The 21,027-nt window shown below is 69.6% G+C and carries 20 protein-coding genes; 8 read left to right on the top strand and 12 right to left on the bottom strand.

Annotation, left to right across the window (positions count from 1 at the left end; all coding sequences use genetic code 11):
• Positions 1-65 precede the first annotated feature (65 nt).
• The 4 genes from rpsL to tuf all read left to right on the top strand — a co-directional run bounded on the left by rpsL (position 66) and on the right by tuf (position 4,366).
• Positions 66-437, top strand: a complete 372-nt coding sequence (gene rpsL, locus ASC64_RS06920; RefSeq protein WP_056906817.1) for a 30S ribosomal protein S12 — start codon at positions 66-68, stop codon at positions 435-437.
• A complete protein-coding gene (gene rpsG, locus ASC64_RS06915) occupies positions 437-907 on the top strand; it encodes a 30S ribosomal protein S7 (RefSeq protein ID WP_056906816.1) in 471 nt (156 codons plus the stop codon). Before rpsL ends, rpsG begins: the two co-directional genes overlap by 1 nt.
• A 73-nt stretch (positions 908-980) precedes the next feature.
• Positions 981-3,098, top strand: coding sequence for an elongation factor G (gene fusA, locus ASC64_RS06910; RefSeq protein WP_082550265.1), 2,118 nt, complete (start codon positions 981-983; stop codon positions 3,096-3,098).
• Positions 3,099-3,172: 74 nt separating this feature from the next.
• A complete protein-coding gene (tuf, locus tag ASC64_RS06905) occupies positions 3,173-4,366 on the top strand; it encodes an elongation factor Tu (protein ID WP_056906815.1) in 1,194 nt (397 codons plus the stop codon).
• A 170-nt stretch (positions 4,367-4,536) separates the two neighbouring features.
• Here tuf and ASC64_RS06900 read toward each other — a convergent pair whose 3' ends face one another.
• Together ASC64_RS06900 and ASC64_RS06895 are read right to left on the bottom strand one after the other, a co-directional pair.
• Complete coding sequence (locus ASC64_RS06900) at positions 4,537-4,980, bottom strand: VOC family protein (protein ID WP_056906814.1); 444 nt, start codon at positions 4,978-4,980, stop codon at positions 4,537-4,539.
• 9 nt (positions 4,981-4,989) lie between these two features.
• Positions 4,990-5,436 (bottom strand): helix-turn-helix transcriptional regulator, encoded by a 447-nt coding sequence (locus ASC64_RS06895; RefSeq protein ID WP_082550264.1) that lies wholly within the window; start codon positions 5,434-5,436, stop codon positions 4,990-4,992.
• Between the two features lie 56 nt (positions 5,437-5,492).
• Here ASC64_RS06895 and ASC64_RS06890 point away from each other — a divergent pair, with 56 nt between their 5' ends.
• Together ASC64_RS06890 and ASC64_RS06885 are read left to right on the top strand one after the other, a co-directional pair.
• Complete coding sequence (locus ASC64_RS06890) at positions 5,493-6,083, top strand: mismatch-specific DNA-glycosylase (protein WP_056906813.1); 591 nt, start codon at positions 5,493-5,495, stop codon at positions 6,081-6,083.
• Between the two features lie 78 nt (positions 6,084-6,161).
• Entirely contained in the window at positions 6,162-7,226 is a 1,065-nt protein-coding gene (locus tag ASC64_RS06885; RefSeq protein WP_056906876.1) for an alpha/beta hydrolase, read from the top strand.
• A gap of 4 nt (positions 7,227-7,230) precedes the next feature.
• On the opposite strand, the gene ASC64_RS06880 is transcribed toward ASC64_RS06885, so the two are convergent.
• The 10 genes from ASC64_RS06880 to ASC64_RS06835 all read right to left on the bottom strand — a co-directional run bounded on the left by ASC64_RS06880 (position 7,231) and on the right by ASC64_RS06835 (position 18,831).
• Complete coding sequence (locus tag ASC64_RS06880) at positions 7,231-7,650, bottom strand: hypothetical protein (protein ID WP_056906812.1); 420 nt, start codon at positions 7,648-7,650, stop codon at positions 7,231-7,233.
• A gap of 32 nt (positions 7,651-7,682) precedes the next feature.
• Complete coding sequence (locus ASC64_RS06875) at positions 7,683-9,044, bottom strand: transaminase (RefSeq protein WP_056906811.1); 1,362 nt, start codon at positions 9,042-9,044, stop codon at positions 7,683-7,685.
• Positions 9,045-9,051: 7 nt separating this feature from the next.
• Positions 9,052-10,512 carry an NAD-dependent succinate-semialdehyde dehydrogenase gene (locus ASC64_RS06870; RefSeq protein WP_056906810.1) on the bottom strand — a complete coding sequence of 487 codons (1,461 nt, stop codon included), beginning with the start codon at positions 10,510-10,512 and terminating at the stop codon, positions 9,052-9,054.
• Positions 10,512-11,876: a 4-aminobutyrate--2-oxoglutarate transaminase gene (gene gabT / locus ASC64_RS06865; RefSeq protein WP_056906809.1), complete on the bottom strand. Its 1,365-nt coding sequence runs from the start codon at positions 11,874-11,876 to the stop codon at positions 10,512-10,514. Before gabT ends, ASC64_RS06870 begins: the two co-directional genes overlap by 1 nt.
• A complete protein-coding gene (locus ASC64_RS06860) occupies positions 11,873-13,180 on the bottom strand; it encodes a saccharopine dehydrogenase family protein (RefSeq protein WP_235563568.1) in 1,308 nt (435 codons plus the stop codon). Before ASC64_RS06860 ends, gabT begins: the two co-directional genes overlap by 4 nt.
• Positions 13,181-13,183: 3 nt before the next feature.
• Positions 13,184-14,038, bottom strand: coding sequence for an ABC transporter permease (locus tag ASC64_RS06855; RefSeq protein ID WP_056906808.1), 855 nt, complete (start codon positions 14,036-14,038; stop codon positions 13,184-13,186).
• Position 14,039: 1 nt separating this feature from the next.
• Complete coding sequence (locus ASC64_RS06850) at positions 14,040-14,960, bottom strand: ABC transporter permease (protein ID WP_056906807.1); 921 nt, start codon at positions 14,958-14,960, stop codon at positions 14,040-14,042.
• The gene (locus ASC64_RS06845; protein ID WP_056906806.1) at positions 14,957-16,057 is read right to left on the bottom strand and encodes an ABC transporter ATP-binding protein; all 1,101 of its coding nucleotides are present in this window, start codon (positions 16,055-16,057) and stop codon (positions 14,957-14,959) included. The genes ASC64_RS06850 and ASC64_RS06845 overlap by 4 nt, the downstream gene beginning before the upstream one ends.
• A 1-nt stretch (position 16,058) precedes the next feature.
• Positions 16,059-17,309, bottom strand: coding sequence for an ABC transporter substrate-binding protein (locus ASC64_RS06840; RefSeq protein ID WP_056906805.1), 1,251 nt, complete (start codon positions 17,307-17,309; stop codon positions 16,059-16,061).
• Between the two features lie 76 nt (positions 17,310-17,385).
• Positions 17,386-18,831, bottom strand: coding sequence for a gamma-aminobutyraldehyde dehydrogenase (locus tag ASC64_RS06835; RefSeq protein WP_056906804.1), 1,446 nt, complete (start codon positions 18,829-18,831; stop codon positions 17,386-17,388).
• 169 nt (positions 18,832-19,000) lie between these two features.
• Between ASC64_RS06835 and ASC64_RS06830 the strand changes: the two genes are divergently transcribed.
• Together ASC64_RS06830 and ASC64_RS06825 are read left to right on the top strand one after the other, a co-directional pair.
• Positions 19,001-19,459 (top strand): Lrp/AsnC family transcriptional regulator, encoded by a 459-nt coding sequence (locus ASC64_RS06830; protein ID WP_056906803.1) that lies wholly within the window; start codon positions 19,001-19,003, stop codon positions 19,457-19,459.
• Positions 19,456-20,847, top strand: coding sequence for an aspartate aminotransferase family protein (locus ASC64_RS06825; protein WP_056906802.1), 1,392 nt, complete (start codon positions 19,456-19,458; stop codon positions 20,845-20,847). Before ASC64_RS06830 ends, ASC64_RS06825 begins: the two co-directional genes overlap by 4 nt.
• The last annotated feature ends 180 nt before the right edge of the window (positions 20,848-21,027 follow it).

The following is a 21,027-nucleotide window of genomic DNA, read 5'->3' as shown; positions in this document are numbered from 1 at the left end:
TGCACGACACCCGAGCCCGGCACCGCGCCGAGCCGTGACAGAAGACAGAGAGAGGGAACCACCCGGTGCCCACCATCAACCAGCTGGTCCGCAAGGGCCGCCAGGACAAGGTGTCCAAGAACAAGACGCCTGCCCTGAAGGGATCCCCGCAGCGCCGTGGCGTCTGCACCCGCGTCTACACGACCACCCCGAAGAAGCCGAACTCCGCCCTCCGCAAGGTCGCCCGCGTGCGCCTGAGCAGTGGCGTCGAGGTCACCGCCTACATCCCGGGTGTCGGTCACAACCTGCAGGAGCACTCCATCGTGCTCGTCCGCGGCGGCCGTGTGAAGGACCTTCCCGGTGTCCGCTACAAGATCATCCGCGGCTCGCTCGACACCCAGGGTGTCAAGAACCGCAAGCAGGCCCGCAGCCGCTACGGCGCGAAGAAGGAGAAGTAATGCCTCGCAAGGGTCCCGCTCCCAAGCGCCCCCTCGTCGTCGACCCGGTCTACGGCTCCCAGCTGGTCACCCAGCTCGTGAGCAAGGTCCTGCAGGACGGCAAGAAGGCTGTGGCGCAGCGCATCGTCTACACCGCTCTCGAGGGTTGCCGCGACAAGACCGGCACCGACCCCGTCGTCACGCTCAAGCGCGCGATGGACAACGTCAAGCCGGCCATCGAGGTCAAGTCCCGCCGCGTCGGCGGCGCGACCTACCAGGTCCCCGTCGAGGTCAAGGCCAACCGCTCCACCACGCTGGCCCTGCGCTGGCTCGTGGGCTACGCGCAGGACCGTCGTGAGAAGACGATGGCCGAGCGCCTCATGAACGAGATCCTCGACGCCAGCAACGGCCTGGGTGCCGCTGTGAAGAAGCGCGAGGACACGCACAAGATGGCTGAGTCCAACAAGGCCTTCGCCCACTACCGCTGGTGATCGGTGCGGGGCTCCGCCGAGGAGCCCCGCCCCCCACCAACCCATCAACTCTTACGAGGGACTGAGACTTTCAGTGGCTGTCGACATCACCACCGACCTCAACAAGGTCCGCAACATCGGCATCATGGCGCACATCGACGCCGGCAAGACCACCACCACCGAGCGCATCCTCTTCTACACCGGCATCACCTACAAGATCGGTGAGGTCCACGAGGGTGGCGCCACGATGGACTGGATGGAGCAGGAGCAGGAGCGCGGCATCACCATCACGTCCGCCGCGACGACCTGCTGGTGGAAGGACCACCAGATCAACATCATCGACACCCCCGGTCACGTGGACTTCACGGCCGAGGTCGAGCGCTCGCTGCGCGTCCTCGACGGTGCTGTCGCCGTCTTCGACGGTGTCGCCGGTGTCGAGCCCCAGACCATGACCGTGTGGCGCCAGGCCAACAAGTACTCGGTCCCCCGCATGTGCTTCGTGAACAAGCTCGACCGCACCGGCGCGGACTTCTTCCGCTGCGTCGACATGATGGTCGAGCGCCTCAACTCCACCCCGCTGGTGCTCCAGCTCCCCATCGGTGCCGAGTCCGACTTCCTCGGTGTCGTCGACCTGGTCGGCATGCGTGCCCTGACCTGGCGCGGCGAGACCAAGATGGGTGAGGACTACGACGTCGAGGAGATCCCGGCCGACCTCGCCGAGCAGGCCGCCGAGTACCGCGAGAAGTTCATCGAGACCCTCGCCGAGGCCGACGACGACATCATGGAGAAGTACCTCGAGGAGGGTGACGAGAACTTCACCGTCGCCGAGCTCGAGGCCGCCATCCGTCGCGCCACCCTGGCCGACAAGCTCAACCCGGTCCTGTGCGGCACCGCGTTCAAGAACAAGGGCGTCCAGCCCCTGCTCGACGCCGTCGTGAAGTACCTGCCCTCGCCGCTCGACATCGACGCGATCATCGGTCACTCGGTCAAGGACGAGAACGAGGAGGTCGCCCGGAAGCCCAGCGACGACGAGCCGTTCTCCGGCCTCGCCTACAAGATCGCCAGCGACCCGCACCTCGGCAAGCTGATCTACGTCCGGGTCTACTCCGGCAAGCTCGAGGCCGGCTCGACCGTGGTCAACTCGGTCAACGGCCGCAAGGAGCGGATCGGCAAGGTCTACCAGATGCACGCCAACAAGCGTGAGGAGATCGCGTCGGTCGGCGCCGGCCAGATCGTGGCCGTCATGGGCCTCAAGGACACCAAGACCGGTCACACGCTGTGCGACCCCAACAACCAGGTCGTCCTCGAGTCGATGACGTTCCCGGCCCCGGTGATCGAGGTCGCGATCGAGCCCAAGACCAAGGGTGACCAGGAGAAGCTCGGCACCGCGATCCAGCGCCTCTCCGACGAGGACCCGACCTTCACGGTCAAGGCCGACGAAGAGACCGGCCAGACGATCATCGCCGGCATGGGCGAGCTCCACCTGGAGATCCTCGTCGACCGCATGAAGCGCGAGTTCCGCGTCGAGGCGACCGTCGGCAAGCCGCAGGTGGCCTACCGCGAGACGATCCGCAACACGGTCGAGAAGCACTCGTACACCCACAAGAAGCAGACCGGTGGTTCGGGTCAGTTCGCCAAGGTGGTCATCAACCTCGGTCCGAACATCGACCCCGAGACCGGCCAGGGCGCGGGCTACGAGTTCGTCAACAACGTCACCGGTGGTCGCGTGCCGAAGGAGTACATCCCCTCGGTCGACCAGGGTGGCCAGGAGGCCATGGAGTTCGGCGTCCTCGCCGGCTACCCGATGGTCGACGTGAAGTTCTCGCTCGAGGACGGCGCCTACCACGACGTCGACTCGTCCGAGCTCGCGTTCAAGATCGCCGGCAACCAGGCGTTCAAGGAGGCTGCCCGCAAGGCCAAGCCGGTCCTGCTCGAGCCGATGTTCGCCGTCGAGGTGACCACCCCCGAGAGCTTCCTCGGCACGGTCATCGGTGACATCAACTCGCGCCGCGGCCAGATCCAGGCACAGGAGGAGCGTCACGGCGACATGGTCGTGCAGGCCCTCGTGCCGCTGTCCGAGATGTTCGGGTACGTTGGCGACCTGAGGTCCAAGACTTCCGGTCAGGCGTCGTACTCGATGGAGTTCGACTCGTACGCCGAGGTTCCCTCGAACATCGCCGACGAGATCGTGAAGAAGGTCCGCGGCGAGTGATCGCCGCCGGATCCTCGGCACCCAGCACCACCCCACACCCACGAGTCAAGTAACAACAATCAGGAGGAGCCCCAGTGGCTAAGGCGAAGTTCGAGCGGACCAAGCCGCACGTCAACATCGGCACCATCGGTCACATCGACCACGGCAAGACGACGCTGACCGCGGCGATCACCAAGGTGCTGCACGACAAGTACCCGAATCTGAACGAGGCCTCGGCCTTCGACCAGATCGACAAGGCTCCCGAGGAGCGTCAGCGCGGCATCACGATCTCGATCGCGCACGTCGAGTACCAGACCGAGGTGCGTCACTACGCGCACGTCGACTGCCCCGGTCACGCCGACTACATCAAGAACATGATCACCGGCGCGGCGCAGATGGACGGCGCGATCCTCGTGGTCGCCGCCACCGACGGCCCGATGCCGCAGACCCGTGAGCACGTGCTGCTCGCGCGCCAGGTCGGTGTCCCCGCCCTGGTCGTCGCGCTCAACAAGTGCGACATGGTCGACGACGAGGAGCTCATCGAGCTCGTCGAGATGGAGGTGCGCGAGCTCCTCTCCGAGTACGAGTTCCCCGGCGACGACATCCCCGTGGTGCGCGTTGCTGCCTTCCCGGCGCTCCAGGGCGACGAGAAGTGGGGCGAGTCGGTCGCCGAGCTCATGCAGGCCGTGGACGACTACATCCCGACCCCCGAGCGTGACACCGACAAGCCGTTCCTCATGCCCGTCGAGGACGTCTTCACGATCACCGGTCGTGGCACCGTCATCACCGGTCGCATCGAGCGCGGCATCGTCAAGGTCAACGAGGAGGTCGAGATCATCGGCATCCGCGAGGGCTCGCAGAAGTCGACCGTCACCGGTGTCGAGATGTTCCGCAAGCTGCTCGACGAGGGCCAGGCCGGTGAGAACGTCGGTCTGCTGCTCCGTGGCACGAAGCGCGAGGACGTCGAGCGCGGCATGGTCGTGATCAAGCCGGGCACGACCACCCCGCACACCAACTTCGACGCCTCGGTCTACATCCTGTCGAAGGACGAGGGCGGCCGTCACACGCCGTTCTTCAACAACTACCGTCCGCAGTTCTACTTCCGGACCACGGACGTGACCGGCGTGGTGACCCTCCCCGAGGGCACCGAGATGGTCATGCCGGGTGACAACACCGAGATGTCGGTCGAGCTCATCCAGCCCATCGCGATGGACGAGGGCCTGCGCTTCGCCATCCGCGAGGGTGGCCGCACGGTCGGCGCTGGCCGCGTCACCAAGATCACCAAGTGAGCTGAGCCGCCGACCCGACGCAGTCGGGACGGCGGACCTCAGCCAGGTCGAGCAGTCCCGCGACTGAGCTTGTGAAGTCGCGACCAGGGCGTGTCGAGACCGGTTGATCCATCCGAGACCCCGTCTCCCGCAAGGGAGGCGGGGTCTCGTGCGTGTGGACCAGCGGGCGTTCAGCCGAGGTCGGCGCCGTCGAAGTCCTCGGGGGTGAAGCTGCGCGGCTCGACGAGCACCATCCAGTTGCCCGAGTTGTCCCGCATGAGCGCCTCGACTCCGTACGGGCGGTCCTCCGGCTCCTGGAGGAACTCGACGCCCTTGGCCTTGAGGTCGGAGTAGGTCGCACGGCAGTCGTCCACGTTGAGCCCGATGCCGGGCATGGCCCCCTCGGCCTGCGCACGCTCCATCGCGGCGATGAGGTAGTCGGGCAGCGGCTTGCTCGGAGTGGTCAGGTGGAGGTGGATCTCCGGCTGCTTCGGGTGGACGACGGTGCACCACCGGAAGTCCGGGCCGAGCTGGAGGTCGTCGCCGACCTCGAAACCCATGACGTCGGTGTAGAAGGCGAGGGAGGCATCGATGTCGGTGACCCACACGGACAGGAGCGAGATGTTCGTGATCATGGCTCGACCCTAGGGACGCGTCGCGCCGCCCTGCTTCTCCGTCATTGCGGTCCTCTCCACCAGTCCGGCCATGAAGACGTAGCACCCCGGGATGCGCGGGTTGCCCGCTGCGGCGTAGCGCCGCTGGAACTGGCTGGGGGTCTCGCCGACCACCTCGGCGAAGCGCGAGCTGAACGAGCCGAGGCTGGAGTAGCCGACGGCGTGGCACACCTCGGTGACGGTCAGGTTCGCGGCGCGCAGCAGGTCCTGCGCGCGTTCGATGCGCCGCTGCGTGAGGTAGGCACCGGGAGTGATCCGGTAGGTGGCCGCGAACGAGCGCAGGAAGTGGAACCGGCTCATCCCGGCGAGGCCGGCGAGCAGGTCCAGGTCGAAGTCGTCGGCGTAGTGGGCGTCGAGGTGGTCCCGCGCGCGACGCAGGTGCACGAGCACGTCGCCGGGCACGCGGGGCAGCTCCATGCGCCCCAATCTACGGACCGGCTGCTCCTCGCGTCTCGTGCGTCAGGATGGGCGGCATGGGTTTCACGCGCACCGAGCTGGAGTCGTACCGGGACACCGAGGTCCCCGACCTGCTGCCGGCTCGCGACCAGCCGCTGCTGCTGCTGTTCGTGGGCATCAACCCGGGGTTGTGGACCGCAGCCACGCAGACGCACTTCGCCCACCCGGGCAACCGCTTCTACCCGGCGCTGCTGCAGGCCGGGATCCTCACCGACCCGGTCGACCAGGCAGCCGGCATGACCGAGGCGGACCGCGACGCGCTGCGGCGCCGCGGCATCGGCATCACGAACGTCGCGCCGCGGGCCACGGCCCGTGCCGACGAGCTGACCCCCGACGAGCTCCGCGAGGGCGGGCAGCGCCTCCGGCGGCTCGTCGCCGATCGGCGCCCGCGGGTCGTCGCCGTGGCCGGCGTCACCGCCTACCGGTCCGCCTTCGACCAGCGGCGCGCGACGGCAGGTGAGCAGCCCGAGCGCTGGGGCAGGTCGCGGGTCTTCGTGGTGCCCAACCCCTCGGGGCTCAACGCCCACGAGACGGTCGGCACCCTCGCGACGGCGTACGCCGAGGCGGCTCGCGCGGCCGGGATCATCGCGGACCTGCCGGAGTCCTGACCGCACGGACGACAGCCGGGGCGCCTGATCCACGGACCGTCCGGGACGCGGCGGCGCGGACGTGCGAGCATGCGGGCCATGGATGCCAAGGCCATCGAGGCCACCTTGTCGCGCGCCGTGGTGACGGCCGTGGGTCGCGCCCCCCACCGTGTGCAGACGCTGCTCGGCGGTCGCCGTGTGAATCGCGCGGGCGCGCAGATGGAGCCGGAGGTGGCGGCGGCGCTGCGCCTGCTCGACGCCCTGCCCGACAGTGACTTCAGCGCCCTGCCCGTGGCGGAGGCCCGCCGTCAGGTGGAGGAGGAGGCGACGCTGTTCGGCGGCAGGGCGCTGCCGATGGCGCTCGTCGAGGACCTCGAGATCCCGACCTTCGCCGGCGGCATCGCCGCCCGCCGCTACCTCGCCGACGTGCGCGACGCCGACCGCCTGCTCGTCTACTTCCACGGTGGTGGCTTCGTCGTCGGCTCGCTCGACAGCCACGACACGGTCTGCCGCTTCCTCGCGACCTACGCCGGGGTCTCGGTGCTCGCCGTCGACTACCGCCTCGCCCCCGAGCACCCGTTCCCGGGCGCTCCGGACGACGCGAAGGCGGCCTTCATGTTCGCTGCGTCCCGCGCGGACGCATGGGGCCACGACCCGCACCGGATCGGTGTGGCGGGCGACAGCGCCGGCGGCAACCTCGCGGCCGTGCTGTGCCAGGACCTCCGCGAGTCGCGGGTCCGCCCGGCCCTGCAGGTGCTGTTCTTCCCGGTCACCGACCTGAGCCGGCACAGCGACTCCTACCGCGAGTTCGCGGAGGGGCACTTCCTGACCGAGAAGCAGATGGACTGGTACACCGAGCACTACCTCGCCGACCCGGGCGACCGGACGAACCCGCGCGTGTCCCCGCTCCTCGCCGACGACGTGTCGGGCCTGCCACCGGCCTACGTCGCGGTCGCCGGCTTCGACCCGCTCCGCGACGAGGGGGAGGCCTACGCCCGTCGGATGGCAGAAGCAGGCGTGCCGGTCGCGCTGCGCCGCCACGACGGGCTGATCCACGCGTTCGTCAACAGCACCGGGGTCGGGCGCTCCGGGCGGGAGGCGATGCTCGAGGCCTGCGGCGCCGTGCGGATGGGGCTCGGCGCCGGGCTGCAGCGGCACGCCTGATCCCTCAGGCGGCCCACGGCCGGGGGAGGAGACCGGCGTCCTCGAGCAGCATCTCGACACGTTCGCGCTCGTGGTCGCGCTCGGTGCCGGGCGGCAGCACGTCCAGCAGGTGGGCCGCTTCGACCATGTCGGCCGCCTCGGCGAGCACCCGGTCGTAGGCCAGCCGGCAGCCCTCGTACTTGGCGAACCGCAGGCCCTCGCGGTGGAACGACGCGTGGAGGCGGCGCAGGTCGGCGCCGACGTCCTCGATGGGCCGGTGGAGGGCGACCACGACGGCTCGCCGGGGTCGGAGCCGGCGTGCCAGCCGGACCACGCCGCGAGCGGTGCGCCAGCCTCCGAGCTCGTCGAGCAGCGCCGCGATCCCGATCCGTATCAGGACGTGGAGCAGGAGCACCGCGCCGAAGACCTGGAACCAGCCCCGCATCTGCCCACGGTACGCCGTCGACGGCGGCCCCGTCAGCCGACGAGAGCCTCCACGGCCCCGCGGAAGGCAGAGGTGTGCGCATCGACGTCGGCCGGGGTGTGGAAGGGCGAGAACAGCGACATGTTGTGGAACGGCGCGAGCAGCACGCCGCGGTTGACGGTCCACAGGTGGAAGAAGGCGTCGAGCTCCTCGTCGACCGCGGCGGCGGCCTCCGCCCCGGTCCGCGGAGGCGGGCAGAACCAGTACTCCGCCCGGCACCCGAGGCGCTGGACGTGCCAGGGCAGGTCGTGCTCGTCGATGACGCCCTGGATGCCGTCGGTGAACGAGGTGGCGAGGGGGACGGCGACGTCGAAGTCCTCCTGGCGCAGCGCGGTCGAGAGCGTGGCGCGCACCGCGGCCATCGCCAGCGCGGAGCCCGAGAGCGTGCCGCCCACGCCGGCGACGTCGATGTCGTGGCCGAGCATCGGCCCCTCGAGCCGCGCCGCCACGTCCGCGCTCATGCCGTAGGCAGCGACGGGGATGCCGCCACCGATGGGCTTGCCGATGACGACGAAGTCCGGGTCGAGGTCCCACGCCGCGGTCGCACCGCCCGGGCCGGCGCAGATGGTGTGCGTCTCGTCGTTGACGAGCAGCACCGCGTGCCTGCGCGTCACCTCGCGCACGCCGGCGAGGTAGCCCTCGTCGGGCAGCACGATACCGATGTTGGTCAGCGAGGGCTCCATGAGCAGGCACGCCACGTCGCCCTCCGCGAGGCGCCGGTCGAGGGCGTCGAGGTCGTTGAACGGCACCACCGCCGTCGTCTGCGCCACGTCGACCTGCGGGCCGAGCGCCCCCGGACGGGCGACGACGCGGTCCCCGGCCCGACCGTGCTCCAGCACCGCGAGCGTCTCGTCGACGGTGCCGTGGTAGCACCAGTCCATCACCGCGATCCGCGGCCGCCCGGTCAGGTGCCGCGCGAATCGCAGCACGAACCGGTTGGCGTCGGTGGCGGTCATCGCCATCTGCCAGCGGGGGAGCCCGAACCGCCGGGCCAGCTCGGCGGCCACCCAGGCGGCGTCCGTCGAGGGGAGCATGGTCGTGATGCCGCGCTCGGTGCGTTCGCGCACGGCCTCGGCCACCGCCGGCAGGCAGTGCCCGGTCATCGAGCCCGTGTCGCCGAGGCAGAGGTCGACGTGCTCGATGCCGTCGACGTCGGTGAACCGACCGCCTCCGGCGCTCTCCACGAACAGGGGGAACGATCCCGGCCACCGGGTCATCCACGGCATCGGGACACCGGCGAGCAGGTGCTCGGCGGCCTCCGCGGCGAGCCGGGCCGAGGTCGGGTGCAGGTCGACGAAGCGCTGCTCCTCCTCGGCGTGCAGCGCGGCCAGCCGGGCGCGGTCGATGGCGGTCACGACCGGCTCACAGCGCGCTGCCGACGTACTTGGTCTCGAGGTACTCCTCGATGCCCTCGAAGCCGCCCTCCCGGCCGAAGCCGGAGTGCTTGACGCCGCCGAAAGGTGCAGCGGGGTTGGACACGATGCCCGTGTTGACCCCGACCATGCCGAACTCGAGCGCCTCGCTGACCCGCAGCACCCGGGCGTGGTCGCGGGTGAAGACGTAGGCGACCAGGCCGTACTCGGTGTCGTTGGCCCGGCGGACGGCCTCGTCGTCGTCGGAGAACGTGGAGATCGGCGCGACGGGACCGAAGATCTCCTCGCGGAACACCCGAGCGGTGGGAGGTACGTCGACCAGGACCGTGGGCGGGTAGAAGTGGCCGGGCCCGTCGGGCACCGCGCCTCCGACGAGCGCCCGGGCGCCCGAGGACACCGCCTCGTCGACGAGCTCGTGGACACCCTTGCGGGCCTTGTCGGTGATGAGCGGTCCGACGTCGACACCGTCACCGGTGCCGTCGCCGACGGTCAAGGCACCCATCCGCTCGGCGAACCTGGTGGAGAACTCCTCGGCCAGGGACTCGTGCACGAGGAAGCGGTTCGCCGACGTGCACGCCTCGCCGATGTTGCGCATCTTGGCGAGCATGGCGCCCTCGACCGCGGCGTCGACGTCGGCGTCCCCGAACACCAGGAAGGGCGCGTTTCCGCCGAGCTCCATCGAGACCCGCAGCAGCTGGTCGGCAGCCTGCGCCACCAGGGTCTTGCCGACGCCGGTCGAGCCGGTGAAGGTGAGCTTGCGCAGCCGGGGGTCCTTGATGATCGGCTCGCAGACGCCCCCGGAGTCGGTCGTGGTGACGATGTTGAGCACGCCCCTCGGCAGCCCGACCTCCTCGAGGAGCCCGGCCAGCGCGAGCATGGTCAGCGGCGTCTCCGAGGCGGGCTTGACGACCATCGTGCAGCCGGCCGCGATGGCGGGACCGATCTTGCGGGTGCCCATCGCGAGCGGGAAGTTCCAGGGCGTGATCATCAGCGTCGGACCGACCGGGGCCTTCATGGTGATCAGCCGCGACGAGCCGGACGGTGCCATGGAGTAGCGGCCGTGGATGCGCACCGCCTCCTCGGAGAACCAGCGGAAGAACTCCGACCCGTAGGTCACCTCGCCCTTGGCCTCGGCAAGGGTCTTGCCCATCTCGAGGGTCATCAGGCGGGCGAAGTCGTCGGCTCGCTCGGTGAGCAGCTCGAAGGCGCTGCGCAGGATCTCGCCGCGCTTGCGCGGCTCGGTGGCAGCCCACTCCTCCTGCGCCGCGGCGGCGGCGGCCAGCGCTCGCTCGCCGTCGGCAGGCGTGGCGTCAGCGATGCGGGTCAGCACGCTGTCGTCGGCGGGGTTGTGCACCTCGAAGGTGCCGCCGCCGCTGGCGTCGACCCAGTCACCGCCGATCAGCAGCTGGGTGGGGACGGTCTCGATGAGGGTCGTGTTCTGGTCGGCCATCACTCCACCTTGCCAGTGCCGGACGAACGGACAGCGGCGTCGAAGGCCGCCTCGAAGATGTCGAGCCCCTCGGTGAGCAGGTCGTCACCGATCGCCAGCGGGGGGAGGAAGCGGAAGACGTTGCCGAAGGTGCCGCACGTCAGGGTGACGAGCCCCTGTGCGGAGCAGGCGCGGTGCACCGCACCGGCGAGCGCTGCGTCCGGCGTCCGACCGGGGCCGTCGCTGACCAGCTCGACGGCCAGCATCGCGCCACGACCGCGGACGTCCCCGACGCGGTCGGGGTGCCGCTCGGCCAGGGCCCGCAGCCGCGGGAGGAAGGCGGCCTCGATCGCCCGGGCCCGCGCCGGGAGGTCCTCGACCTCCATCGTCTCGATCGCGGCGAGGGCAGCCGCGCACGCGACCGGGTTGCCGCCGTAGGTGCCGCCGAGTCCTCCGACGTGCACGGAGTCCATCACCTCGGCGCGACCGGTGACGGCGGCCAGGGGGAGCCCGCCGGCCATCCCCTTGGCGGTGGTGACGATGTCGGGGACGACGCCCTCGTGGTCGCAGGCGAACCAGTCGCCGGTGCGGGCGAAGCCGGTCTGGATCTCGTCGGCGATGAAGAGGATCCCGTTGTCGCGGCACCAGTCCGCGACGCGCGGCAGCCACCCGGGCGGCGGGACGATGAAGCCGCCCTCGCCCTGGATCGGCTCGACGAGGACCGCGGCGCAGTTGTCCTCGCCCACCTGCGTGTGGACGGTGGTGACGAAGGCGTCGAAGGCCTCGTCGGCGCAGGCCTCGGCTCCGCCGGGCCAGCGGTAGGGGTAGGCCATCGGGGCGCGGTAGACCTCGCCGGCGAAGGGGCCGAAGCCCTGCTTGTAGGGCATGTTCTTCGCCGTCAGGGCCATCGTGAGGTTGGTCCGGCCGTGGTAGGCGTGGTCGAAGACCACGATCGCGTCGCGGCCGGTGTGGTGGCGTGCGACCTTGACCGCGTTCTCCACGGCCTCGGCCCCGGAGTTGAAGAGCGCCGACCGCTTCTCGTGCTCGCCCGGCGTGACCTCGGCCAGCTTCTCGCAGACCGCGACGTACTCCTCGTAGGGAGTGACCATGAAGCAGGTGTGGGTGAAGTCGGCGACCTGGCGCTGCACGGCCTCGACGACGCGCGGCGCGGCATTGCCGACCGTGGTGACCGCGATGCCGGAGCCGAAGTCGATGAGCTGGTTGCCGTCGACGTCGCGGAGGATGCCACCGCCGGCCTGCTCGACGTACACGGGCAGGGTGGTGCCGACGCCCGCCGACACGGCCGCGACCTTGCGGGCCTGCAGCGCCTGCGAGCGGGGGCCGGGGATCTCGGTGGCCAGGACCCGTTCCTGCGAGAGCGTCATGTTCTGTCCTCCATTCCCCAGGGGGATCCGTATCCCGTGGGCTTGGGTGCGGCGAGCAGGTCGAGGAACGGCTTCGGGGGCAGCGCCTCGGGGCCGAGCACACCGGTGCCCGACCAGGTGCCGTCGGCGAGCAGCTCGAGCGCGACGACGGGGTTGATCGCGGTCTGCCAGACCACGCACTGGGCGCCGTAGTCGCGCATCGAGTCGGCGTTGTCGACCACGTGGTAGAGGTACGTCGCCCTCGGGGCGCCGTCCTTGCCGGTGCCGGTCACGAACAGTCCGGCGCAGGTCTTGCCCTCCATGCGCGGCCCGATCGTGGCCGGGTCCGGCAGGCACGCGGCGACCACGTCGCGGGGGGAGACCTCGACACCCTTGACCGAGACGGGCTCGGTCGAGTCGAGGCCGAGGGTGTGGAGCGTGCGCAGGATGGCGATCATCTCCTCGCCCAGGCCGTACTTGAAGGTCACCCGGTCGGCCTCGACCCAGCGCGGCATGAGGAGCACCTCCTCGTGCTCGACGTGGACGCACTCCACCGGACCGATGCCCTCGGGGAAGTCGAAGACCTCGGGCTCGGAGAAGGGCGGGAGGGTGCGGAACCCCTTCTCCAGGTCACCGCCGCCGCGCTCGCGCTCCCAGACCACGGGCGGGTTGAGGCACTCCTCGATGATCGTCCACATCGAGAAGCCGGGTGCGAACACCTCGTTGCCGTCGTCGTCGCGGATCACCAGGTTGGCGCCGTCGCGGGTGCCGAGCTCGTCGATGTGGTCGAACAGCTCGTCGGCGGCGTAGCGGGCGAAGACGTCGGAGAGCCCGGGCTCCACGCCGATGCCGAGCAGGGCCAGCCGGCCCGCCGCCTCCCAGTCACCGGCGCGGGCGAACTGCTCGTCGCCGAGCTTGACGCCGACCTTCTCGTACGGCGCGTCCGGGTGACGCACCGACAGGCTCATGGCCATGTCGAGGTAGTCGGCGTCGGCGGCCAGCGCGCCGGTGAAGATGGGCATGACGAAGCGCGGGTCGACGGCGTTGAAGACGTGGGTGGCGCGCACCTCGCGGGCCAGTGCGGCCACGGCGTCGGCGTCGGAGGCGTCGACCTGCGCGGCACGGAACCGCTCGTCGCTGGTACGCCGTTGGCGCGCCGCCGCGACGGTCCGCTCGGCCCGCGCCAGGTCGTAGTCGGCGACGACCCAGGCCTCGAAGTAGTCGCGCTCGACGGCGATGCGGGCGGCGGCGTCGCCGACGCCCCCGGCTCCGACCATCAGCACCCGCATCGGCGTACGGCCGGGCTCAGCGCCGGGCTCGGTCATGGATCACTCCTTGGTCCTCGAGGCACGCAGCGAGCCCACGGCCTGCGCACCGACCACCAGCAGGACGGCGAGCACGAACATCGAGAACCCGATGACGTTGGCCTCGGCAGGGATGCCGCGGCGCGACGCGACGTAGACGAACTTGGGGAAGGTCGACTCGTTGCCGGAGACGAAGTTGGTGATGATGAAGTCGTCGAAGGACAACGAGAAGGCGAGCATCGCGGCACCCAGGATGCCCGGCAGGATCAGCGGGAAGGTGACCTTCCAGAACGTCTGCACCGGGCTGGCGTAGAGGTCCTGGGCGGCCTCCTCGATCCGCGGGTCGAGCGACTGGATCCGCGCCTTCACCGTCACCACCACGAAGCTCAGGCAGAACATGATGTGGGCGAACACGATCGTGCCGAAGCCCAGGTCGATGCCGATGTTGGCGAAGCCCTGCACGAAGATCGTCAGCAGCGCCGCGCCCATCACGATCTCCGGGGTGGCCATCGGCACGAAGATCAGCACGTTGCTGGCGGCCTTGCCGCGGAACCGGTAGCGCACCATCGCCAGCGCCATCAGCGTGCCGAGCACCGTCGCCACGACGGTGGAGATCGCCCCGACCTGCAGCGAGGTCACCAGCGACTCGCAGGCACCGCCCACGCGGCACGGGTCCTGCCAGTGTTTCCACGTGAAGCCCTGCCACACGATGTTGGTCTTGCCGTGGTCGTTGAACGAGAAGGCGAAGGTGTAGGCCACCGGCAGGAAGAGGTAGAGCAGCACCAGGATGGCCGAGAGGATCGCGAAGTGGTTGGCCAACCAGAGCTGGGCCCTCTTCGCTCCGGAGGGGCGGTAGGGCGTGGTGGTCGTGGCGCTCATCTCACACCAGCTCCTCGGTGCCGAAGCGGCGCACGTAGAGGAAGACCATCACGAGGATCGCCGCCATCAGCGTGAACGACAGGGCCGAGGCGACCGGGTAGCCGCCCGGGATCGCGAGGAACTGGTCGTTGATGACGTTGCCGACCATCTTCCCGCGCTGCGGGCCGAGCAGCTCCATGTTGACGAAGTCGCCGGCCGCCGGGATGAAGGTGAGCAGGGTGCCGGCCAGCACCCCGGGCATCGACATCGGCAGGGTCACGGTGCGGAAGGTGGTGAACCCGTTGGCGTAGAGGTCGCCACCCGCCTCGATCACGCGCGGGTCGGCGCGCTCGAGGGAGGCATAGATCGGCAGCACCATGAACGGCAGGAAGTTGTAGGTCAGTCCCGCGATCACGGCCACCGGCGTGTTGATGATGTGACCGCCCGGCAGGAGGTGCAGGAAGTTGAGGGTGCCGGCCACCCAGCCCTCGTCGGCGAGGATCTGCGACCACGCGAAGGTGCGCAGGATGAACGAGGTGAAGAACGGCGCGATGACGCAGATCATCATCAGGTTGCGCCACCTGCCGGCCTTGAACGCCATCGCGTAGGCCAGCGGGTAGGCCACCACGAAGGCGAGGAAGGTCGCCAGCCCGGCGTAGAGGAAGGACCGCGCGAAGTGCGGGGCGTAGTCGGTCAGGGCGCTGACGTAGTTGTCGAGGTTGACGTCGCGGTAGTAGTAGCCGGGGAAGCCCGGGTAGCGGCTCTGGAGGCTCACGGTCGCCAGCTGCACGAGCGGCAGGACGAAGAAGACTCCGAGCCACAGCGCTCCCGGCAGCAGCAGGAGGTACGCCGTCCAGCCGCGCTTCTGCGTCTCCGGCGCGGGGGCCGTCGGGTGGACCGCCGGGTCGCCGGCCACCTGGGAGACCTGCGCCAGCGAGCTCATGACTCGTCCACGGGGACACCGAAGGCGTGGCCGGGGTTCCACGTCAGCCACACCGCGTCCCCGGGCCTGAGGTCGAGCGGCTCGACGTCGAGGTTCTGCTCGTAGCAGCTCCAGGTGGCACCGCTGGGCATGTCGACGAGGTAGCTGGTGGCCACGCCGAGGAAGGACACGTCGCGCACGACCCCCTTGACGTCGTTGCCGGCGCCCTCGGGTTGGCTGCGCGAGACGGTCACCTTCTCGGGCCGGACCCCGAAGAGCACCTCGCCGTCGTGCACCTGCGAGCGCGACTTGAGGATCTTGACCGGTGTGCCGAGCACGTCGGCCACGAGGTGGTCGCCGTCGGTGCCCTTGATGGTGCCGACACCGGTGTTGGCCTGGCCGAGGAAGTTGGCGACGAAGCGCGTGCGGGGCAGGTCGTAGAGCGCGGCCGGTGCACCGAGCTGCTCGATGTGGCCCTTGTTCATCACCGCGACCGTGTCGGCCATGGTCATGGCCTCCTCCTGGTCGTGGGTGACGTGGATGAAGGTGAGCCCGACCTCGGTCTGGATGCGCTTGAGCTCGACCTGCATCTCGCGCCGCAGCTTGAGGTCGAGCGCGCCCAACGGCTCGTCGAGCAGCAGCACCTCGGGGTGGTTGACGAGCGCGCGGGCCAGGGCGACGCGCTGCTGCTGGCCGCCGGAGAGCTGCGCCGGCTTGCGACCCGCGAACTGCGTCATCTGGACGAGCTCGAGGGCGTCGTCGGCACGCGCGGCCGCTTCCTTCTCCTTGCGGCGCTTGGGCCCGAAGGCCACGTTGTCGCGGATCGTCAGGTGGGGGAACAGTGCGTAGGACTGGAAGACCGTGTTCACCGGTCGTTCGTAGGGTCGCGAACCGGTCAGGTCGGTGTCGCCGATCATCACCCGGCCGGCCGTCGGCTGCTCGAGGCCGGCGATCATCCGCAGCGTCGTGGTCTTCCCGCAGCCCGACGGTCCGAGCAGGGCGAAGAACGACCCACGGGGGACGTCCAGGTCGATGTCGTCGACAGCGGTGAAGTCGCCGAAGGCCTTGGTGACGCTGTCGAGCTTGAGGTCGCCGCGCGCCTCGCGGAATCCGGCCATGTCAGTTCCCCATCACCTTCGTGGACCACAGGTCGGCGAACTCGATGTCCTCGTCGGCGTCGAGCACGCGGAACGCCTGGATGTTCTTCTCCGCGATGTAGTCGGCCGTGGGGAAGATGAGGGGGCTCTCGGCCAGGTCGGGGTCGATCTTCTCCATCTCGGCCTGGGCACCGTCGACGGGACAGACGTAGTTGACCCAGGCGGCCACCTGCGCCGCGACGGCCGGGTCGTAGTAGTAGTCCATCAGGCGCTCGGCGTTGCGACGGTGCGTCGAGGTGATCGGCACCATCATGTTGTCCGACCACAGGGTGCCGCCGGACTCGGGGATGGCGAAGGTCCAGTTGGGGTCCTCGGTGTCGTAGGCGAGGATGAAGATGTCGCCGCTCCACGTGATGCCGGCGACGGCGTTGCCGCTGGTGAGGTCCTCCAGGTAGGAGTTGCCCTTCACCTTGCGGATGTAGCCCTCCTCGATCTTCTGCTCGATGAAGTCCAGGGCGTTCTCGAACTCCGCCTTGCCCCAGTCGCTGTCGATGTCGACACCCTGGGACTGCATCACCAGCCCGGCGGTGTCGCGGAACTCCGACAGCACCACGACCTTGCCCTTGAGGTCGTCGGTCCAGAGGTCGTCGAGCGACTTGAGCTCGCGGCCGACCTTCTCCTTGTTGTAGCCGATCCCGGCGAAGCCGCTCTGCCAGGTGATCGAGTGCTGGCGGCCCGGGTCGAACGACACGTCCTTGAGCGGCTGGAGCAGGTTGTTGACCACGTTGGGCATCTGGATCAGCTCGAGGGGCTGGCAGAGCTGGTCGCGGATGATCCGCGCGGCCATCCAGTCGGTCATCGTGATGATGTCGCGGTCGATGCTCTGGCCGGCGCGCAGCTGTGGACCGATCTTGGCGTAGTAGGAGTCGTTGTCGTCGATGTCTTCGCTGTAGCTGACCTGGATCCCGGTCTGCTGGATGAAGGCCTCGAGCGTCGGCGACTTCGTCTCCTTGCCGTTCATGTCGAGGTACGCCGTCCAGTTCGCCCACCTCAGCGTCTTGTCCGAGGCGGAGACGTCCTTGGGCAGCTTCACCGCGGCCGGGCCGCCGGTCGGGGGCGAGGGCGGCGCGCACGCAGTGAGCGCGAGCCCGGCGCCGGCGGCCACTCCGGTGCCGAGGAGCCGGCGTCGGCTCAGGCCGCCGGTGGCCGCCGCGACGACCTCGGCCGCCGGGGGCGACAACGGGCGCCGGTCACGGCGCGGGATCGGTGTCATCAGTGAAGGTCCTCCGCTAGGCCCGAGTCGCTCTGGTGGTCGTACGTCGTGCGGTGGTGCGTGGTCCGCGTGGTGCTCAGCTCTCGATGTTCGCCATCACGTGCTTGACCCGGGTGTAGTCCTCGAAGCCGTACATCGAGAGGTCCTTGCCGTAGCCGGACTTCTTGAAGCCGCCGTGCGGCATCTCGGCCACGAGCGGGATGTGGGTGTTGATCCACACGCACCCGAAGTCGAGGGCGCGCGACATCCGCATGGCGCGACCGAAGTCCTTGGTCCAGACCGACGACGCCAGGCCGTAGTCCACGCCGTTGGCCCAGCGGATGGCCTCGTCCTCGTCGGTGAAGCGCTGCACGGTGATGACGGGACCGAAGATCTCGTTCTGGATCGCGTCGTCGTCCTGCAGCAGGCCGGAGAGGACCGTGGGCTCGAGGAAGAAGCCGTCACCGAGGTCCGTACGCCGGTTGCCGCCCGCCGACACGGTCGCGTGCGAGGGCAGGTTCTCGATGAAGCCGCTGACCCGCGCGAGCTGGTTGGCGTTGTTGACGGGGCCGAAGAGGGCGTCCTCGTCGTCGGGGAGGCCGACGGGCGCCGAGCTGCGGGCGTAGTCGGCGAGCGCGGCCACGAAGTCGTCGTGGATGCCCGGCGCCGCGAGCACGCGGGTCGCCGCGGTGCAGTCCTGGCCCGCGTTGAAGTAGCCCGCGATCGCGATGCCCTCGACGGCCGCCTCGATGTCCGCGTCGTCGAAGACCACCACCGGTGCCTTGCCACCGAGCTCGAGGTGGACGCGCTTGAGGTGGGGGGCGGCGCTCGCGGCGACCTCGGCGCCGGCACGCACCGAGCCGGTGATCGCGACCAGGGCCGGGGTCGGGTGCTCGACGACCAGTCGGCCGGTGTCGCGGTCCCCGGTGACGACGTTGAGGGTGCCGGCGGGCAGGAACTCCGAGGCCAGCTCGGCCAGCCGGAGCGTGCTCTCGGGGGTCGTGTCGCTCGGCTTGAGCACCACCGTGTTGCCCGCGGCCAGCGCCGGCCCGATCTTCCACATGGCCATGAGCAACGGGTAGTTCCACGGGGTCACCTGGCCGACGACCCCGATCGGCTCGCGGCGGACCCACGACGTGTGGCCGGCCATGTACTCCCCGGCGGCCTTGCCCTCGAGCACGCGGGCCGCGCCGGCGAAGAACCGGAGCTGGTCGACCATCGGCGGGATCTCCTCGCTCGCCGTGAGGGCCTTGATCTTGCCGGTGTTCTCCGACTCGAGGGCGATCAGCTCCTCGGCGTGCGCCTCGATGGAGTCCGCGAGCTTGAGCAGCGCCTGCTGGCGCTCGCTGGGCGTCGTACGTCCCCACTCGGCGCTCGCGCGCTGCGCCGCGTCGTAGGCCGCGTCCACGTCGTCGGCGCCGCTGACCGGTGCGTGCGCCACGACCTGACCGGTCGCGGGGTTGACGACCTCGCTCGTGGTCCCCGAGCCGGCGTCGACGTAGGCGCCGTCGATGAAGTTGCGCAGCGTGCGTGGGCTGGTCACGTGGGTCCTCCCGGTCGAGTGCGGTGAAGGGAGACTAGGACGACCAGCGGGAGAATCTCCATAGGTGAAGCCAAAAGAAACTGCGGGAAACGCAGAATTAACCTCTCCAAAACGCGGAATCCGCGTCAGGGGAGTTGCAACCGACCGATCCGCACAGCACGATGGGCGCATGAGTGAAGGACCAGTCCGGCTGGATGCGACCGCGAAGCGGATCATCGAGCTCCTCCAGGAGGACGGCCGGATCTCCTACGCCGCGATCGCGAAGGCGGTCGGCCTCTCCGAGGCCGCCGCGCGGGCGCGGGTCCAGAAGCTGCTCGACTCCGAGATCATGCAGGTGGTCGCGGTCACCGACCCGACCCAGGTCGGGTTCACCCGGCAGGCCATGATCGGCGTGCGCACGGAGGGCGACCCGATGAAGGTCGGCGACCTGCTCGCGCAGGTCGACGAGGTCGACTACGTCGTGACGACCGCCGGCAGCTTCGACCTCCTCGTCGAGGTGGTGTGCGAGGACGACCCGCACCTGCTCGACGTCATCCGACAGGTCCGCGAGCTCGAGGGCGTGGTCTCCTCCGAGACCTTCGTCTACCTCAAGCTCAACAAGCAGCACTACAACTGGGGCACCCGATGAGCAGCCACACCCACGACGCCGAGTCCTTCGACTACCAGGCCGCCGGCCGCGACCACCTCTGGTTGCACTTCACCCGGCACTCGACCTACGAGAACGGCGGCGAGATGCCGATGATCGTGCGGGGGGAGGGGCACAAGATCTGGGACAGCCACGGCCGCGAGTACATCGACGGGCTGGCCGGCCTGTTCGTCGTGCAGGTCGGGCACGGCCGCGAGGAGCTCGCCGAGGCAGCGGCCCGCCAGGCCAAGGAGCTGGCCTTCTTCCCGCTGTGGTCGTTCGCCCACCCACGGGCCGTCGAGCTCGCCGACCGGATCGCCGCGATGGCCCCCGGCGACCTCAACCGCGTCTTCTTCACGACCGGTGGCGGCGAGGCGGTCGAGTCCGCCTGGAAGCTGGCCAAGCAGTACTTCAAGCTCACCGGCAAGCCCAACAAGCACAAGGTCATCTCGCGGGCCGTGGCCTACCACGGCACCCCCCAGGGTGCGCTGTCCATCACCGGCATCCCGCCGCTGAAGGAGATGTTCGAGCCACTCGTGCCCGGCGCCCACAAGGTGCCCAACACCAACTTCTACCGGCGCCCCGACTACGTCGGCGACGACGAGAAGGCGTTCGGCCGCTGGGCGGCCGACCGGATCGCGGAGGCCATCGAGTTCGAGGGCCCCGACACGGTCGCCGCCGTCTTCCTCGAGCCCGTGCAGAACGCCGGCGGCTGCTTCCCGCCGCCCCCCGGCTACTTCGAGCGCGTGCGCGAGATCTGCGACGAGTACGACGTCCTGCTCGTCTCCGACGAGGTCATCTGCGCCTTCGGCCGGGTGGGGGAGATGTTCGGCGCCGCCGAGTTCGGCTACCAGCCCGACATCATCACCTGCGCGAAGGGGATGACGTCCGGCTACTCGCCGATCGGCGCGATGATCGCCAGCGACCGGCTCTTCGAGCCCTTCAAGAGCGGCACCACCGCCTACGCCCATGGCTACACCTTCGGCGGTCACCCGGTCTCCTCGGCGGTCGCCATGGCCAACCTCGACATCTTCGAGCGCGAGGGCCTCGTCGACCACGTCCAGCAGAACGCCCCGGGCTTCCGGTCCACCCTCGAGAAGCTGCTCGACATCCCGATAGTCGGCGACGTCCGCGGCCACGGCTACTTCTACGGCATCGAGCTGGTCAAGGACCGCGAGACCAAGGAGACGTTCAACGACGCCGAGTCCGAGCGGCTCCTGCGCGGCTACCTCTCCGGCGCCCTCTGGGAGGCCGGCCTCTACTGCCGTGCCGACGACCGCGGCGACCCGGTCATCCAGCTCGCCCCGCCGCTGATCATCGGCCAGCCCGAGTTCGACGACATCGAGCAGCGCCTGCGCTCCGTCCTGACGGGTGCGATGGACCACCTGTAGAAGGGCGCGCCCGGACCGGAGTGCCCGGATCGCCCCGGCCTCCCCAGCACGCGCGTTCGGCGCCCGACGTCGTCTGGACTCACTGTGAGGATTCCCTTCGCAGCCTGATGGTGCTGGGCTGTGGTCGGTGACTGCGGGCGTGACCCTTGGACTGACTGGCTTCGTGCCTTTCGCTCGACT

Source organism: Nocardioides sp. Root122 (assembly GCF_001425025.1).
Classification (GTDB): Bacteria; Actinomycetota; Actinomycetes; order Propionibacteriales; family Nocardioidaceae; genus Nocardioides.
The sequence above is the reverse complement of the archived record's forward strand: the minus strand, read 5'-3'. Positions and strand labels throughout refer to the sequence as shown.

Excerpts from the sequence above, each read along its gene's own strand:
- rpsG (WP_056906816.1), top strand. The coding sequence starts at position 437 with ATGCCTCGCAAGGGTCCCGCTCCCAAGCGCCCCCTCGTCGTCGACCCG.
- ASC64_RS06900 (WP_056906814.1), bottom strand. The coding sequence starts at position 4,980 with ATGATCACGAACATCTCGCTCCTGTCCGTGTGGGTCACCGACATCGAT.
- ASC64_RS06895 (WP_082550264.1), bottom strand. The coding sequence starts at position 5,436 with ATGGAGCTGCCCCGCGTGCCCGGCGACGTGCTCGTGCACCTGCGTCGC.
- ASC64_RS06890 (WP_056906813.1), top strand. The coding sequence starts at position 5,493 with ATGGGTTTCACGCGCACCGAGCTGGAGTCGTACCGGGACACCGAGGTC.
- ASC64_RS06885 (WP_056906876.1), top strand. The coding sequence starts at position 6,162 with ATGGATGCCAAGGCCATCGAGGCCACCTTGTCGCGCGCCGTGGTGACG.
- ASC64_RS06880 (WP_056906812.1), bottom strand. The coding sequence starts at position 7,650 with ATGCGGGGCTGGTTCCAGGTCTTCGGCGCGGTGCTCCTGCTCCACGTC.
- ASC64_RS06870 (WP_056906810.1), bottom strand. The coding sequence starts at position 10,512 with ATGGCCGACCAGAACACGACCCTCATCGAGACCGTCCCCACCCAGCTG.
- gabT (WP_056906809.1), bottom strand. The coding sequence starts at position 11,876 with ATGACGCTCTCGCAGGAACGGGTCCTGGCCACCGAGATCCCCGGCCCC.
- ASC64_RS06860 (WP_235563568.1), bottom strand. The coding sequence starts at position 13,180 with ATGACCGAGCCCGGCGCTGAGCCCGGCCGTACGCCGATGCGGGTGCTG.
- ASC64_RS06855 (WP_056906808.1), bottom strand. The coding sequence starts at position 14,038 with ATGAGCGCCACGACCACCACGCCCTACCGCCCCTCCGGAGCGAAGAGG.
- ASC64_RS06850 (WP_056906807.1), bottom strand. The coding sequence starts at position 14,960 with ATGAGCTCGCTGGCGCAGGTCTCCCAGGTGGCCGGCGACCCGGCGGTC.
- ASC64_RS06845 (WP_056906806.1), bottom strand. The coding sequence starts at position 16,057 with ATGGCCGGATTCCGCGAGGCGCGCGGCGACCTCAAGCTCGACAGCGTC.
- ASC64_RS06840 (WP_056906805.1), bottom strand. The coding sequence starts at position 17,309 with ATGACACCGATCCCGCGCCGTGACCGGCGCCCGTTGTCGCCCCCGGCG.
- ASC64_RS06830 (WP_056906803.1), top strand. The coding sequence starts at position 19,001 with ATGAGTGAAGGACCAGTCCGGCTGGATGCGACCGCGAAGCGGATCATC.
- ASC64_RS06825 (WP_056906802.1), top strand. The coding sequence starts at position 19,456 with ATGAGCAGCCACACCCACGACGCCGAGTCCTTCGACTACCAGGCCGCC.